Origin of the sequence: Micromonospora sp. NPDC000207 (assembly GCF_040300925.1) — a bacterium.
Lineage (GTDB): Bacteria > Actinomycetota > Actinomycetes > Mycobacteriales > Micromonosporaceae > Micromonospora.
Genome location: NZ_JBEPEQ010000018.1, coordinates 1 through 14,397 on the forward strand (window position 1 = coordinate 1; position 14,397 = coordinate 14,397).

Below are 14,397 nucleotides of genomic sequence, written 5' to 3' on the forward strand. Positions count from 1 at the left end.
CCGGAACTGGACGGGCTGCAGCCCGGTGAACGGGACGATCCACTCCGGGCGAGCTGCCGAGATCACCTGCACCCCAACATGATCCACCATGGACCGGTAGCCGAGTTACGAGACGTCCCTTAGGCTGAGTCGCACCGATGCCGTGTCAGACGAAGAGTATGATCGACTGGTTTTCCAGGCGGCGGTACTCAGTCCGCTATCAGGCTTCTAGAGTTTTCGGGAACGCGGGTCCGTGGAACGGTGGCCGGGTTTCCAGCCATCGTCGGGCGGACCGGCGCAGCCGTTGACCTCGGCGATGTGGTCCCCGGCTGGGTGGATGTTTCGGACCTGCCGGACGAGCCCTCGGACTGGCCGCCGGTTGACCGTCGCGGTCTCTGTCACCCTTGCGCGCTTGTGGTGTTGAGGCCGGTGAGTGGTGTGGTCGGCAGGGCGATCCAGCCCTCGGTGGCGGCAGTGACCAGGTCAGCGGCGCCGGGGCGGGTGGCGTGTCCGATGGCGGCTGCACGTGCGGTGAGGGCGGCGACGACGGCGTCCGCCGCGTGGTCGCTGCGCCGGCACACCGCCTCGAAGTCGCCGAGTAGCAGCCACGGCGTCGCGGCCGTCAGCCGGTCCATCAGGTCGTTGAGTGCCCCGTTGTTGCGCCGCCCCTTGTATCCCTGGTGCGGCAGGCCCCACTGCTTCAGCGATGCCGCCGGGTAGACCTCGACGAGGGTCCCGCCGCCGCTGCGGTCCACGGGTTGCCCGGCTGCGGTGAGCCGCGCCAAGAGGCTGGCGCACCGCATAGCCGTGTGGGCGATCCGGTCCGCGGCCACGCTCAACGGGGGACGGCCCATCACCTGATGGGTCACCAGGTCGGTGCGACGCCAGGCCAGGCTCCGGCGCCAGTCGCGCCCGATCAGGTCGGTGGGGGTGACCAGGTCGCCACGCTGGTGGGCGACGACGAATTCCACGAACGGCTGCGGCCACCCCAGGGGGCAGTCGATCCCCACCTTGTCGGCCGCCGACGCGGCCCGCAGAAGCTCGTCGTCGCCGGCTCCGATGACCAGTTCCTCCAGGACGGCGGTGGTGCCGGTCCATCGAATCCAGGCCACGGCGGTGTCGGCGTCTCCCGCCGCAAGGTCGATCCCCACCGTCAACATCCGCCCAACCTACCGGGCGGGACGGGTGCCCATCCGTCTTCTCCGTCGGTCGGCGACCGGTCGTCTCGCCGATGGCGGTCGGGGCGAGCGGGTCGGCATTGCACGCGGTTCGCTCACAATCTGTGTCGGTGTGGAGGATGGGCGGTGGATTCTTCGTTGATGATGATTGCGGCCGTGGCGATCTTCCTGACCGATGTGGATCCTCGTGCCCGCGTGAAGGGGTCGCGCGACGGCCTGGGGGCGCAGGCGGCCTGGTCGGCGGCGGGTCGGCCGCTCATCGGCAATCTCACCACCGTCACGGACTCCCTTGCCGGATTCACCACCCTGCTCGTCGGGTTGCGGCTGGCCGAGCTCGCCGGTGCCGACGAGTCGGAGAGCCCGACGGACGCCTTTCTGATCTGGGAGCAGATGGCGGCGTACGTGCGGCACCTGCGCGGTCACCGGGGGTTCTTCGGCCGGCAGCGGATCGCGGCGCGGGCGGCGAAGGCGGGCAGTACCGGCGGCAAGGTGCACCTGTCGGCGCATCCGGAGTACCAGATTCTCAGCAACCAGCGAACTGACGGGCTGCTGGGTAACTACACCGCCCCGGCGCGGGCGTCGGGACTCGTCGCCCCGGGAAGCCCGACGCGACTCACCCCGGAGGCGGCGGCCTTCGTCGACGCCGTCCACCTCCCGCGACTCGAAGCCGGCTGGGGCAGGGATGCCCGCCACCTTCTCCGGGAGCTGCGGCGGGACCGGGTGCTGTTCGATCTGGGTGCGACCGAGAAGCGGGAGTCGGTGGCGGCCGTCTTAGACCCGGTGTTGTCGCAGCGGGAGGTCGACTTCTACCGCCACCACCTGGTCGAGGGCGGACCGGCCGATCCGACCGAGGGGCGGCAGCGCAGGTTCGCGCTGCTCCTCGAAGCCAGACCCGCCGACTCCGTCTGGCCCTCCCGGCCGTACCTGACCGCGATCGCCGAGGACGCCGAGACGCGCGGGTGGGGCGACGTCGCCGACCTGGTACGCCGGGTCATCGCCTGCGAGTCGGTCCTCGCGCCGGCCTCCCTGACCTTCAGCTACCTGCTCAGCCGCAACGGCGCACACCTGCACGGGGTGGCGGCCGACCTGCGGGCGACCTGCGGTGCGCGCCTCGACTCGGTCGACCCCCTCGCGGCCTCCGTGCTGCCCGGCCCGGAGTGGGCCCGCATCACCGAGGCCCTCCTCGGCGGCGACTACCCGCAGCTGGTCAGGGTGTTGGCCGAGCGTAACGGCACGGTGATGCGGGAACGCGGTGGGGCGCTCGCCTGGTTGGAGGTGACCGCTCAGGACCAGCTGCGGGTCCGGTTCCGCGACGAACCCGCCGACCTGCCCGCCGGTGACCGCATCCCGGAGCTGTGGTGGTACCCGTACTTCATCCCGTCACTGGGGTCCGTGCTGGCGGCGATCGGGAAGGGCGAGGCGTGAGCAGGATTCCCCGGGAGGTACTCACCGAGGCGCTCCGGGCGCAGATCAACGGTCGTGAGGTGCTGGCCGCCGTCTTCTGCACCTTCCGCTTCGATCCCGGCTTCTTCGAGCGGGAGATCCTGCCGGCCCTCTTCGACGTCCACCTGCACCAGGACCGGCAGATCCGGCGGGCCCAGCTCGAGGAGGCGCTGCGCCCACTCGCCGGCCGGGTCGCCGTCTACTACGACCCGCGCGCGCTCGTCACCGGTGACGGAACGGCCTGCCTGGACGTGGGGCGGATCCCGGTCCGGCCCCGGACCGGCTACTTCCATCCCAAGAACGCGTTCATCCTGGTGCGGGACACCTCGACGCAGGAACGCGCCCTGGTGGTGCTCACCGCCTCGGCGAACCTGACCCAGGCGGGCTGGTGGGAGAACGTCGAGTGCGCCCACCTGGAGGAGATCGCCGAGTCCGGCCGCTCGCGGACCGCACCGGAGGTGCAGCGGTTCCTCCGGCACCTGCGGAACCTGGGGAAGCACTTCGGCAGCCACCCGGCGGTCGACGACATCCTCGGCCTGCTCCGCACCGTGCGACCGCTCCAGCACCGCACGGCGAACGGCCGGATGTACCCGCACTTCCTCCACAACGGGCAGCAGGGTACAGAGTCGTTGGTCGACCAGCTCGACGCCGTCGCCGGCGAGTGGCTGCGCCACGCCGACCTGGAGGTGCTCTCCCCGTACCTCGACGAGGCGGACGCCTCGGCGCCACTCGAAGCCCTGATCGACCGTTTCCAGCCGAACAGGTGGCGGGTGCTGCTCCCCGAGGAGAACGGCCAGGCCCGGTGCCGCCGGACGCTCTACGACTGGGTGCTGGAGCGCGGCGGCCAGTGGGGGCGGCTGCCCAAGGGAGTCCTGGCCCGGGGCGGCAGACAGGCGGGTCAACCGGCGCAGGCGGCGCAACGGACGGTGCACGCGAAGGTGTACCGCTTCTTCACCGATGACTGGGAGGTCACCCTCGTCGGGTCGTTCAACCTCACCAACCCGGCCCACTCACGCGGCGGCAACGTCGAGAGCGGGGTGCTGTCCGAGGTGACCGGGGATCAGCGGCCGGGGTTCTGGCTGGAGGCGATCGAGGAGCCGCCGTCGTTCACGGAACCGGTCGGCGAGGACGACGGCGTCGACCAGGGCTACCTGCCGGTGCTGGCGCGGTACGACTGGGCGTCCGGGCAGGCGGAACTCCTGTGGGACGGTCCGGGCGACAGCCCGCCCGTCCAGGTGTACGACCGGGGGGTGCACCTCTTCGAGGTGGGCCCGCTGCAGCGGGCCGTCTGGACGGCGCTGACCGGCCACGACGCGGCGACCCTGCGGGAGCGGCTCCGCGAGACCAGCTTCCTCACCGCCGTCGCGAGCGACCGGCGCGGAATCGTCCTCGTCCACGAGAGCGGGATGGCACACCGCCCGTCGATCCCGCTCGACCTGAGCCCGGCCGACATCCTGCGCTACTGGTCGATGCTCACCCCGGAGCAGCGCAACGCCTATGTGGGGCTGCGTGGTGAGGCGCTGCGCGGGCCGGGGGAGGGGCTGGCGCCGGAGTCACCCCCGGAAACCGTCTTCGATCGGTTCGCCGGGATCTTCCACGGCTTCGCGGCACTGGGCCGTACGGTGCGCGACGCCCTCGACCACGACCGGGGCGAACTCGACCCCCGGCGAGTGGAGGCGGCCCGGTTCCGGATGTTCGGCGCCAAGTACGACTCGCTGCCCGTCCTCGTCGAGCGGACGGCCGACGAGACGGCGGGCGACCCGCTGGAGCGGTACCTCATGGTGCTCTGCGCGCGACAGCTCACCGACCGCGTCCGCCGCCACCATCCCGACTTCTGGGCGTCGGACCCGGTCGGGGTCGCCCGTCTGGAGCAGGGGCTCACCGTGCAGTCCGTCCTGCGGGAGCAGCTGATCGCCCGCAACGACGCCGAGATGACCGAGTTCCTGGACTGGTACGAGCCCCGGTTCCTCGACGAGCAGGCGGTGACCACCGCATGATGCTCACCGTCGGCACCGCCGCGCAACTCCTCGACTTCAACCGGATGATCCACAACCCGCAGCTGGCGAAAGACCAACTCCACGGGGCCGTCGCCCTGCACAACATCCTGCACCGCCACCGGATCGCCTACCTCGCCGACGAGGTCGGCATGGGCAAGACCTACGTGGCGCTCGGCGTGGTCGCCCTGCTCCGCCACTTCACCCCGGACCTGCGGGTGCTCGTCATCGCACCACGGGAGAACATCCAACAGAAGTGGCAGCGGGAACAGGGCCTCTTCACCAAGAACAACGTGCGCCTCGACGACCTGCGGGTACGGATGCCGGGTGGGCTGCCGGCCCGATCGCTCGTGCACTGCCGGAGCCTGATCGAACTGCTGGAGGAGACGGCGGTCGGCCCGGACCGTGACTTCTTCGTCCGGCTCCCCAGCTTCAGCCTGCCGATGCGCCGCGACCCCGAGCAGCGCCGCAACCTGCGTGACCGGCTGCGGGTGCAGGTGCCGTGGCTCCCCGAGGACCTGGTCGACCTGCGGGCCGGCGCGGAGCGGGTGAAGGACCGCTTCGCCCAGGCGATCAACGCCGCCCTGCCCCACTTCGACCTCGTGATCGTCGACGAGGCGCACAACCTCAAACACGGCTGGGGCCCCCAGGCCTCCTCCCGGAACCGGGTACTGGCCACCGTGCTCGGCCGCGACCACCCCGACGTGGAACCCGGCCTGCGCCACACGTACGGCCCGCGCGCCGGCAAGGTACTGCTGCTCTCCGCGACACCGGTGGACGACGACTACCGGCAGCTGTGGAACCAGCTCGACGTCTTCGGACTGGCCGAACCCTTCCGGCTCCTGCGGGACCCGGAGGCCGGCGAGCAGCAACGGCGGGAGGTGGCCGGGGAGTTCCTGATCCGCCGGGTGACCTCGCTGGAGGTGGCCGGGCGGCGACTGACCAAGAACCTCTACCGGCGGGAGTGGCGCGGCGGGGGAGTCACCGAGCACGACCAGCCGATCCGGATCACCGACGACCGGCAGCGACTGACCGTGGCACTGGTCCAGAAGAAGGTCAGTGAACTGATCGACGACGAGCGGTTCGGCACCCGGTTCCAGGTCGGCATGCTGGCGTCCTTCGAATCGTTCCTGGAGACCAGCGCCGCGAAGAAACCGACCGCGACCGGCGATCCCGACGACCCCGCCGACGACGCCGTCGATGGCAACTTCGACGACGCCGGGCAGGCCGCCGACGCGGCCGAACGGCAGGGCATCGACGTGCCGATGCTCAACGACCTGGCCCGCGACCACCACCAGCGGTTCGGCCGGGAACTGCCGCACCCCAAGATGGACGCCCTCGTCCGGACCCTCGCCACCTCCTGGCGCGACGGCCGCAAGGGGCTGGTCTTCGTCCGCCGGGTCGCCTCCGTCGCCGAACTCAAGCGCAAACTCGACGACGAGTACAGCGACTGGCTCGTCGACCGGCTCCGCACCCGGCTGCACGAACGGCACCGACCGGCGTTGGATAAGGCCGTCACCGAGTTCCGCCGACTCCGGTCCCTGCGCGACTCGACCGCCCCCACCCTGGGGGAGCAGGTGCGGGAGGACGACGACACCGGCGGCCACGACACCTTCTTCGCCTGGTTCTTCCGGGGCGCCGGACCCACCGGCATCGTCAGCGGCGCCACCGTCCAGAGCCGGTTCCGCAACCAGGGCGGCGCGCTCGGCACCTTCTTCGACGACAACCACGTCATGGCGCTGCTCGACGCCGAACCAGGACAGGTCGCCGACGCCCTGGCCCGCGCCCTCGGCCAGGAACGGGACAAGGTCGACCGGCTCATCCGCGAGCAGTCCCGCCACTACCTCACCGAGGCGAAGCAGGCGACCCGCGCCGCCAGGTTCGAGGCCGTCCAGGCCGCCGCCCTCGACCTGCTCGCCCACCGCGAGGGGCCCCACCAGGTACGCGCCGAGACGATCTGGCGGGAGCTGTACTACCCGGAGAAGCGCCGCGCCGTCTCGGCGGAAGCCGACCCGGACCTGCTGGAGACCAGGACCTTCTTCACCGAACTCCGCCGACGCAAGCGGCTCCGTGAGCTGATCTGGCCGGAGCCCACCGCCGAGGACCCGGGCGAGTCGTTCCGCCAGCAGCACCTGCGCGCGCAGGTCCTCTCCGCCGCCGCCCGCCTCGGGCAGGCCTTCCTCGACCTGTACGCCGTGATCACCGACCACCTGCCGACGCTGGACCCCGCCGCCGCGATCGACCGACCGGGGGTGGCGATCACCGCCTACCTAGACGAACTCGACAGCCAGGCAGCCGCCGCACCCGGCACCCGACCGTGGACGGGCCTGGACGAACTCGCCGCCCTGGCCGAACACCACGACCTCATCCTCGACACCAACCTGCCCGACGCCCGGCGGGTCGACCCGCGCGAGGCACGCGCCCTCGTCAGTCGACTCCTCACCGCCCAGGAACCCGTCGCCGGGATGTCCGGCCGGGTCAACAAGCGCCAGGTGCAGCAGTTCCGACTGCCTGGATACCCCCTCGTGCTGATCTGCACCGACCTCCTGCAGGAGGGGGAGGACCTGCACACCTTCTGCTCCCGCGTCTACCACTACGGCCTGGCCTGGACCCCGTCGGCGATCGAGCAGCGGATCGGACGGATCGACCGGGTCCGCTCCGAGAGCGAACGCCGGCTGACCGCCCTGGACGGCCCGGCGCACGGCGACGACCTGCTCCAGGTGTACTACCCCCACCTCGCCGACACCGTGGAACGCCTCCAGGCCCGCCGCGTACTCCGCAGGATGAACGACTTCCTCCGACTGATGCACGAAGGCCTGATCATGCCGACCACGGGCGACGGCTACCTCGACGTCAACCGGGAGGCGCTGCTCGACCAGGAGGTCCCCCCACCGCCGACCGAACCGCTCTCCACCGCCTTCCCCGTGCGCCCCGCACACCTCGACGGCCAGGACCGGCCCCTGGCGGTGGACGAGACACTCGCCGCCGAGCAGCTCGAACGCTTCAACACGGTGGCCCGCAGGACTCTGCCGCACCTCGCGGTCGACTGGGAGCGGAACCAGCCCGGTGACGGCACCCTCCTCGGCACGGCGGTACTCGACGGCGGTCGGCACCAGCCGTTCAGCCTGCAAATGGAACGGGAGCAGGCGCACCTCCTCGTCCGGTGCGTGAGCCCCATCGGGCGCATCGGCACCGAGGATCAGTGGGAGGAGTTGGCCAGGTCGTCGGCGGAGATCCCGGTGCGGCTCGGCACCATCGAGGCCCGCGGCGGCAGCTACGACGTCACCGTCGAGGAAGACGTCCTGCTCACCACCCCGACCTCCGACCCGCCCCGGATCGCCGCCCTGATCCGGCGGGTCACCACCCTCGCCGACGCCCTCGAACGGGAACACCTCCCCGACCGCGATCGACTGCTCACCGAGTTCAGGACGGAGTTGGAGCGGGATGTTCGGCATACGCGATGACTGGCGGAAGCTCTGCCAGGCCGACGACCTACGTCCCAGGGGGCGGCGGGTGAAGGTCTCCTTCGCCAACGGACGATCGCACGCGGTCCACGTCCACGACGGCCCCGACGGATACCTGTTCACCGCCGTCGTCGCCGACGCCGAGGTCGTGCAGGAGTGGGACCGCCTCTACCGCGAAGCGTGGGAGCGGAACCGCCACACCAGGCTGGTGGGCTTCCGGATCGACGCCGACGGCCGACTGGTCGCCCACGGATGGACCCCGAAGGACGGCCTCACCGCCGACGTCTTCCAAACCGTCGTTCGCGCGGTCGCCCGTGAGGCGGACCGGTACGAGTTCCACCTGACCGGCACAGACCGGCGTTGACATGCTCTCCGTGAGGATCGGAGCTCGCACCGTGTCGTTCTCTGTCACCCTGCGGGCGCGGAGCGCAGCATCAGATGGAGCCGGGTGACTGGAGGACGGTTGATGGAGAATCCGGAGGTGGCGGACTCACCGACCTGTGGAACTTGTGGGAAGGCGTTTGATGATCGGCATGGTGCTGGTAGTCCCGATCGGGGAGAGGCTCTTGGTAAGAGGGTCGAGTACGTCGTAGTCGGTAGGCGTGGTGGGCTCGCGGAAGTTCGAGAGAAGGGCTCCGACTCGGTGGTTTGTAGGACTGACGCCAGCATGTTGGCATTCAATCTGCAGGTCGAGGAGTCCACCTTGCTGGGTCGCCGCTACAGCTGCTGGTTGGTGCCCGCTGAGTATGGCGTTATCAGGAGTGACTTTCGACTGAACGCCGAATAGCTCGGCGCGGCGGTCGAGCCTCTCCGCAGGGATGAGGAAGGTCGGACTCAAGATAGGTGGGTCTACTCAATTGTTTATCGACATCTACTTCATGGGTAACCTCCATTGTGAAGTAGATCGGGATGACGTAGAGGATGCACTCCAGGTGCTTGACGCATTCGAGGCTGTGCGTGCCGGTGTGAGTGACATGGGAAGCATTGTCGATCTTGAAGCCGATCTTTCCGTTTTTCGAGAGGAGGCGCTGGCTGGCGCACCAGTCAGCGGCAACTGGGTTGGCAGCAGGTGATCGCGCGACTCCTTTACTCGGGTAGTTTATGCTTCACGTGACCTGGACGAACGTGCGCGTGCATGTCGCTGGGCCACCGGACTACTGGGGGTCAAGGGGTCGTCGGTTCGAATCCGGCCGTCCCGACCAGGTAAAACGGAGATCAACTCCGGGTCGGAAGCGAAGTTCTGGGAGCACGCGGGGTGTCCCCCGGGAGGTCTGGCTCAGTCCAGTCGGGACGGAAAGATCACCGCCGAGCGTTGTGTTCGGCGTGTTCGCCATTTCTGGCAGATGGCGCGCTCGGGCGTGTTGTCGTGAACTGGGTTACATATTCCGGTTGACCCCGAAGGTGAATGTGGTCGTCAGCGGGGCCGGTGAGGTTCACTGTTGACTGCGCTGTCGAGGGAAGTTGCCGCTCGCGAACGGTACCCCCACGACACCAGCGCTGACCTGCACGAGCCCGTAGGACCACGCCCACCGCCGCGACGACCAGGCCGGCATCGCGTCAGGCGCCCATCGGGTAGCCCGGGAGTCGCCGGGAGGGCCGGTCGATGTCGAGGGGGCCATGCACCATGAAAGAGCGTGGACCGACCTGTGGTGGGATCGGTCCGCGCCCTCGTGGTGAGGCGGAACGGTGTCGATCTCCTGGAGTCGTGGAGGGCTCCCAGCGCATGCGGCACGCCATGCTCCGTCGGTCTGCGGTAGTCGGCCAGTCGGGTGATGCCGAGCTGCTGGCCCTGTAGGTCCTCCGCCCTGGATGGTCACACCGTGATGCCCGCCGATGTCCCACCCGCCCCGCCGTCCGCTGCGCCCGGTGTTCGAGCCTGGACGAGCCAGCGCCGATACCTCGTCAGCGGTGATCGGAAACCACAGTGGGGCGAGTTCGTAACCCGAGAGGCGCTACCCCTTAAGGCAAATTCGGACTATTGGTATCATCCTGCACGTATTGACTGTGACCCTTGCCTCATCATCGACTAGTCTCTATTTTTAGTGGAAAGCGCTTTCCCGTGCCATGTTGCTATGTCTGAGAGGTGACATCGGATGAGACGTAATGTCTCCAGGCGGTGGCTGGCCTGCAGTGCCACTGTGGTCGCAGGTGCCGTCGCCGTGTTGGCGCTGCAGATTCCCAGCGCCTCGGCCGCCACCAACCTGAGCCTCGGTGCCGGTGCCGACGGCTCCAGCAAGGCCAGTGGTACCAGCTACGGCAACGTCATCGACGGCAACGCCAGCACCTACTGGTCGCCGAGCGGCTCAACCGGCACGGTCTCGGTCAAGTGGAGCAGTGCCACCACGGTGTCCTCGGCCGTCATCAAGCAGGCCTCGGGCGGCGGTTCGATCAGCGGCTGGCAGCTCAAAAACCACGACACGGGCTCCGTCCTGGCCAGCGGCAGCAGCGCCCCGAGCACCATCAACTTCTCCTCGGCCTCGCTGAAGAAGATCTCCTTCGTCATCACCAGCGCGTCCGGCACTCCTCGGATCGCCGAACTCGAGACGTACTCCAGCGGCGGATCGAACCCGACCCCGACCACTGGCCCCACCAGCGGCCCGACGCCCGGCCCGACCGGCAACCCGGGCACGCCGACCGGTGCCTGGCCGTCGTCGACCGGCTCGGTGAGCATCTCGGGCACGGTCAACGTCCCCAGCTTCCTCGACGGCGGGATGAAGACCTACTGCTGCATCGGTGACGGTGGGCAGGGCGAGTCGCAGGACCCGATGTTCAAGATCGCCAACGGTGGCACGCTGCAGAACGTCATCCTCGGTTCCCCCGCAGGTGACGGCGTGCACTGCGAAGGCACCTGCACCCTGCGCAACGTGTGGTGGAACGACATCGGTGAGGACGCCGCCACCTTCAAACAGACCAACGGCGGTACCTCCTACGTCATCGGTGGCGGCGCGCGCAACGGCAGCGACAAGACCTTCCAGCACAACGGCAACGGCACGGTCAACATCTCCGGCTTCTACCTCAAGGGGTCCGGCAAGCTGTACCGCGGCTGCGGCAACTGCACCACCTCGCACACCCGCCACGCGCGTATCGACAACGTCCTCGTCGACGACATCGACATGCTCGCAGGCATCAACAGCAACTGGAACGACACCGCGACGATCACCCGTGTGGTCGTGATCGGCTCGGCCACCATCTGTGGCAAGTACAAGGGTGTGCCCAAGGGCAGCGGCGACCCCGACTACCTCGGTGAGGGCTGGAACGACGCCAACTGCAAGGTCAACAGAAGTGATGTGACCTTCCGGTAGTTCCGGTAGGCACTGGACACGCCTGTTCACGAAGGGGCACCCGCCTGGCGGCGGGTGCCCCTTCAGGGTCTGCTGCACCGGTGGTCTCCACATCCACACCCCGGCCACGTGCTGGCCGCTGCTGTCTCGGCGGCGGGGGATCAGGCTGCTGCCGTGGCATTCTCCCAAGCGGCTTGGCGATGGGCGGACGGGGCTGAAGCGCTTCATCCTGTCTGCGCCAGCCCTGCCTTGCCCGTGGCGAGACAGCCGGATCAGCAATGGAACTCGACCACAAGACCACCGATTACGACGATGACGATTTCGTCGGTCGATGTCAGGAACCCCTGGGAGAGCACCCGAAGCGCGGGCCAGAGCATGACGATGGTTCCCCTTCTGGGTCGATGCCGGCTCAAAGATGGATCGGATTGGTCCAGGCGCGCTGTCCGGCGGAGTCCTCGACCGTGACTCGACACCAACCACGCTTGAACATCGTCAGGGGCAGAGAACACTCCTGGAGAGCCTCGCCGTGAATCACCTGGGCACCGGGGTTGCCTCCCGTGACCAGTACCTTGCTGACGGGCGAGCAGGTGACCGTGACGAATCCCGCGTCGACCTGGACGTCGTGCAGCTCGGGGCCGGTGCTTGAGTAGTAGTGGCCGGCCTTGAGCGCGGCGAGCAGCGGTTCGGGGGCGAGGGACTCCGCACGTACCTGAACCCAGGCCGCGCAGCCCGGCGGATCTTGGGGCTGGAAGTGCGCGTCGTCGGCCGCGTACGCGGTGAGCCGGTGCCCCCGATTGAGGAGGACGTCGGTCAGATGCCAGCTGTCACCGCGGTCCTCGCGAGCCGCGAGTGCGTTGTAGACCTCGACGGCGTGCGCGGCATCCAGGCTCTCCGCGTCGACGGCAGTGAGCAGTGAGGCTGCCGGGTGGGCCATGCCGACGAATGCGCCGGCTGCTCGTGCCCGGCGTGCCAGCTGGGCTGCATCCTCGGTGGGTTCGGGCGGTGGGAAGTCCAGTGGCAGCCCGACGGCGAGGATGTGCCACTCCGAGGAGAACTCCGTCCGCGGCGGGTGCAGCTCCGCGCCCAACAGTGTGGTGAAACCGGGGGAGCGCAGCTCACGGGTGTCTGCGAGCGGAAAGCCGTACTTGGCTCGGAAGTGGTCGGTGATGGCGAGGAAGTCGTAGCCGGCCTCCTGGTAGCGACGGCTGACCTCCTCGGGCGGCAGCGCCCCGTCGGAAAGGTTCGAGTGGGTGTGGAGATTCCCTCTCCAGAAGCGGCCGGGCCGGCGGAAGGTCAGGTTGATCACGGGCGGCACCGGTCGGTCACGTGTCCTCGTTCCATCCAACGGGAATGGGGTCATGGCTGGTCGTGTTTGGCCTCGGTCGGACAGTCAAGGGCGTATGTTTCCTGTACGAGTGATAGGGGCGTGATGGTGACGAGGACCGGTTGGATTCTGGCAGGTGTGGGATTTGCGCTCTGGGCTCTGTCGCCTTTGCTCTGGGTTGGGGGAATCCTCGATCTGGATGTGAGTCTCTTCCTCGGTTCTACCGCTTTGCTTCCCTGGGCCACGTACTCAAGCATCAAGCGCTCCAGTGATCGTGAAAGCCCACACCTCGGCGGTGGCCGTCAGCGATCAGAGCCGGAGCGCACCTGACGTGACAGCCACCGGCCGGGTGGTCGCCCGTGAGGTTCCCCCGGTAGCTCGGAGGCTTTCGATCATGCTCTGATGGAGCTGAAGGGAGTCATCCGTGGCAGCACCGAAGAAGTACCCCGATGAGCTGCGTGAACGTGCGGTGCGGTTGTATCGGGAGTCGGACCCCAAGCCCGTGATCCGCCAGCTGGCGCGGCAGCTTGGGGTGCATCACGAAGCGTTGCGCAACTGGATCCGCCAGGACGAAGCCGACCACGGCCGGCATGATGATCGGCCGACCAGTGGGGAGTTGGAGGAGTTGCGGCGGCTGCGGCGGGAGAACGCCGAGCTGAAGCGGGCGAATGAGATCTTGAAGGTCGCCTCGGCTTTTTTCGCCTCGGAACTCGACCCGACCCGGCGACGGTCATGACGCTCGTCGACGAGCTGCGCGACCGCTTCGGGGTCGAGCCCGTCCTCCGGGTCATCGGCGTGGCCGCCTCCACCTACTACGGCTGGCTCACCCAGGCCGCGAACCCGTCCGTCCGGCGGCGCGAGGACGCCGAACTGGCGGTGGAGATCGCGGAGATCCACGACGTCTCCGGTGGCACCTACGGCAGCCCGAGAGTGCACGCCATGTTGCGTCGCCAAGGCCACCGGGTCGGCCGCAAGCGGGTGGAGCGGTTGATGCGCACCGCCGGCCTGCAGGGCGCGTTCCTGCGCAAGAAGTGGCGCATCCCGTCGACCCGGTCGGACCCGAAGGCGACACCGGCACCGGACCTGGTCAACCGGCAGTTCACGGCAGCGGCGCCGAACCGGCTGTGGGTCGCTGACGCCACCCGGATCCCCTGCGGTGAGGGCGTGTTCTGGCTCGCCGCGGTGCGGGACGTGTTCTCCAACCGGATCGTGGGCTGGCGGTGCTCCGACCGCTGCGACACCGACCTGATCCTCGGTGCCCTGGAATACGGCATCTGGTCGCGCGATGTCCGCGACGGCCACCTGATCCACCACTCGGACAGGGGGTCGAACTACACGTCGTTCCGCTTCGCGCAACGCCTGGCCGACAACGGGATCCTGCCGTCGATGGGGTCGGTCGGCGACTCGTACGACAACGCCCTGATGGAGAACTTCTGGTCGACGCTGAAGATCGAACTGGTCTACCGCAACTCGTGGCGCACCCGGAACGAGGCGGAGAACGCGATCTTCGCCTACATCGACGGCTGGTACAACACCCGCCGCATCCAGAAAGACCTCGGCTGGCGATCCCCAGACGAGTACGAAACCGCCTGGCACACCCACCAGGCACAACCAGACGAGACGGCTATCGTTCAGCCTGAGCCCACCGGCGCCAGGTAACCAACCCTCCGGCAAACCGGGGGAACCTCACCCGTGACGGCGGAGGCACCTGGTGGCACGGAACGTACCCCGGAC

10 protein-coding genes are annotated in these 14,397 nt (G+C 68.7%); 8 read left to right on the forward strand and 2 right to left on the reverse strand.

Translation table 11 applies throughout. The annotated features are described in order from the left end of the window. Positions 1 to 377 precede the first annotated feature (377 nt). On the reverse strand, positions 378 to 1,139 hold the full coding sequence (locus tag ABT336_RS06765) for a DUF429 domain-containing protein (RefSeq protein WP_350895546.1): 762 nt from the start codon (positions 1,137 to 1,139) through the stop codon (positions 378 to 380). A gap of 144 nt (positions 1,140 to 1,283) precedes the next feature. On the opposite strand from ABT336_RS06765, the gene ABT336_RS06770 reads away from it, so the two are divergent. The 6 genes from ABT336_RS06770 to ABT336_RS06795 all read left to right on the forward strand — a co-directional run bounded on the left by ABT336_RS06770 (position 1,284) and on the right by ABT336_RS06795 (position 11,360). Further along, the gene (locus ABT336_RS06770) at positions 1,284 to 2,582 is read left to right on the forward strand and encodes a hypothetical protein (protein ID WP_350895547.1); all 1,299 of its coding nucleotides are present in this window, start codon (positions 1,284 to 1,286) and stop codon (positions 2,580 to 2,582) included. Beyond that, on the forward strand, positions 2,579 to 4,597 hold the full coding sequence (locus ABT336_RS06775) for a phospholipase D-like domain-containing protein (protein WP_350895548.1): 2,019 nt from the start codon (positions 2,579 to 2,581) through the stop codon (positions 4,595 to 4,597). The genes ABT336_RS06770 and ABT336_RS06775 overlap by 4 nt, the downstream gene beginning before the upstream one ends. Further along, a complete protein-coding gene (locus ABT336_RS06780) occupies positions 4,594 to 8,058 on the forward strand; it encodes a helicase-related protein (RefSeq protein WP_350895549.1) in 3,465 nt (1,154 codons plus the stop codon). The genes ABT336_RS06775 and ABT336_RS06780 overlap by 4 nt, the downstream gene beginning before the upstream one ends. After that, on the forward strand, positions 8,039 to 8,422 hold the full coding sequence (locus tag ABT336_RS06785; RefSeq protein WP_350895550.1) for a YbjN domain-containing protein: 384 nt from the start codon (positions 8,039 to 8,041) through the stop codon (positions 8,420 to 8,422). The genes ABT336_RS06780 and ABT336_RS06785 overlap by 20 nt, the downstream gene beginning before the upstream one ends. A gap of 493 nt (positions 8,423 to 8,915) precedes the next feature. Then, positions 8,916 to 9,131, forward strand: coding sequence for a hypothetical protein (locus ABT336_RS06790; protein ID WP_350895551.1), 216 nt, complete (start codon positions 8,916 to 8,918; stop codon positions 9,129 to 9,131). A gap of 1,020 nt (positions 9,132 to 10,151) precedes the next feature. Continuing rightward, positions 10,152 to 11,360 (forward strand): pectate lyase, encoded by a 1,209-nt coding sequence (locus ABT336_RS06795; RefSeq protein WP_350895552.1) that lies wholly within the window; start codon positions 10,152 to 10,154, stop codon positions 11,358 to 11,360. 388 nt (positions 11,361 to 11,748) lie between these two features. On the opposite strand, the gene ABT336_RS06800 is transcribed toward ABT336_RS06795, so the two are convergent. Then, on the reverse strand, positions 11,749 to 12,645 hold the full coding sequence (locus ABT336_RS06800; RefSeq protein ID WP_350895553.1) for a CehA/McbA family metallohydrolase: 897 nt from the start codon (positions 12,643 to 12,645) through the stop codon (positions 11,749 to 11,751). Between the two features lie 442 nt (positions 12,646 to 13,087). Between ABT336_RS06800 and ABT336_RS06805 the strand changes: the two genes are divergently transcribed. Then, positions 13,088 to 13,399: a transposase gene (locus tag ABT336_RS06805; protein ID WP_350895555.1), complete on the forward strand. Its 312-nt coding sequence runs from the start codon at positions 13,088 to 13,090 to the stop codon at positions 13,397 to 13,399. Continuing rightward, the gene (locus ABT336_RS06810) at positions 13,396 to 14,322 is read left to right on the forward strand and encodes an IS3 family transposase (protein ID WP_350895556.1); all 927 of its coding nucleotides are present in this window, start codon (positions 13,396 to 13,398) and stop codon (positions 14,320 to 14,322) included. Before ABT336_RS06805 ends, ABT336_RS06810 begins: the two co-directional genes overlap by 4 nt. Positions 14,323 to 14,397: the final 75 nt, after the last annotated feature.

Excerpts from the sequence above, each read along its gene's own strand:
- ABT336_RS06795 (WP_350895552.1), top strand. The coding sequence starts at position 10,152 with ATGAGACGTAATGTCTCCAGGCGGTGGCTGGCCTGCAGTGCCACTGTG.
- ABT336_RS06765 (WP_350895546.1), bottom strand. The coding sequence starts at position 1,139 with ATGTTGACGGTGGGGATCGACCTTGCGGCGGGAGACGCCGACACCGCC.
- ABT336_RS06780 (WP_350895549.1), top strand. The coding sequence starts at position 4,594 with ATGATGCTCACCGTCGGCACCGCCGCGCAACTCCTCGACTTCAACCGG.
- ABT336_RS06785 (WP_350895550.1), top strand. The coding sequence starts at position 8,039 with ATGTTCGGCATACGCGATGACTGGCGGAAGCTCTGCCAGGCCGACGAC.
- ABT336_RS06810 (WP_350895556.1), top strand. The coding sequence starts at position 13,396 with ATGACGCTCGTCGACGAGCTGCGCGACCGCTTCGGGGTCGAGCCCGTC.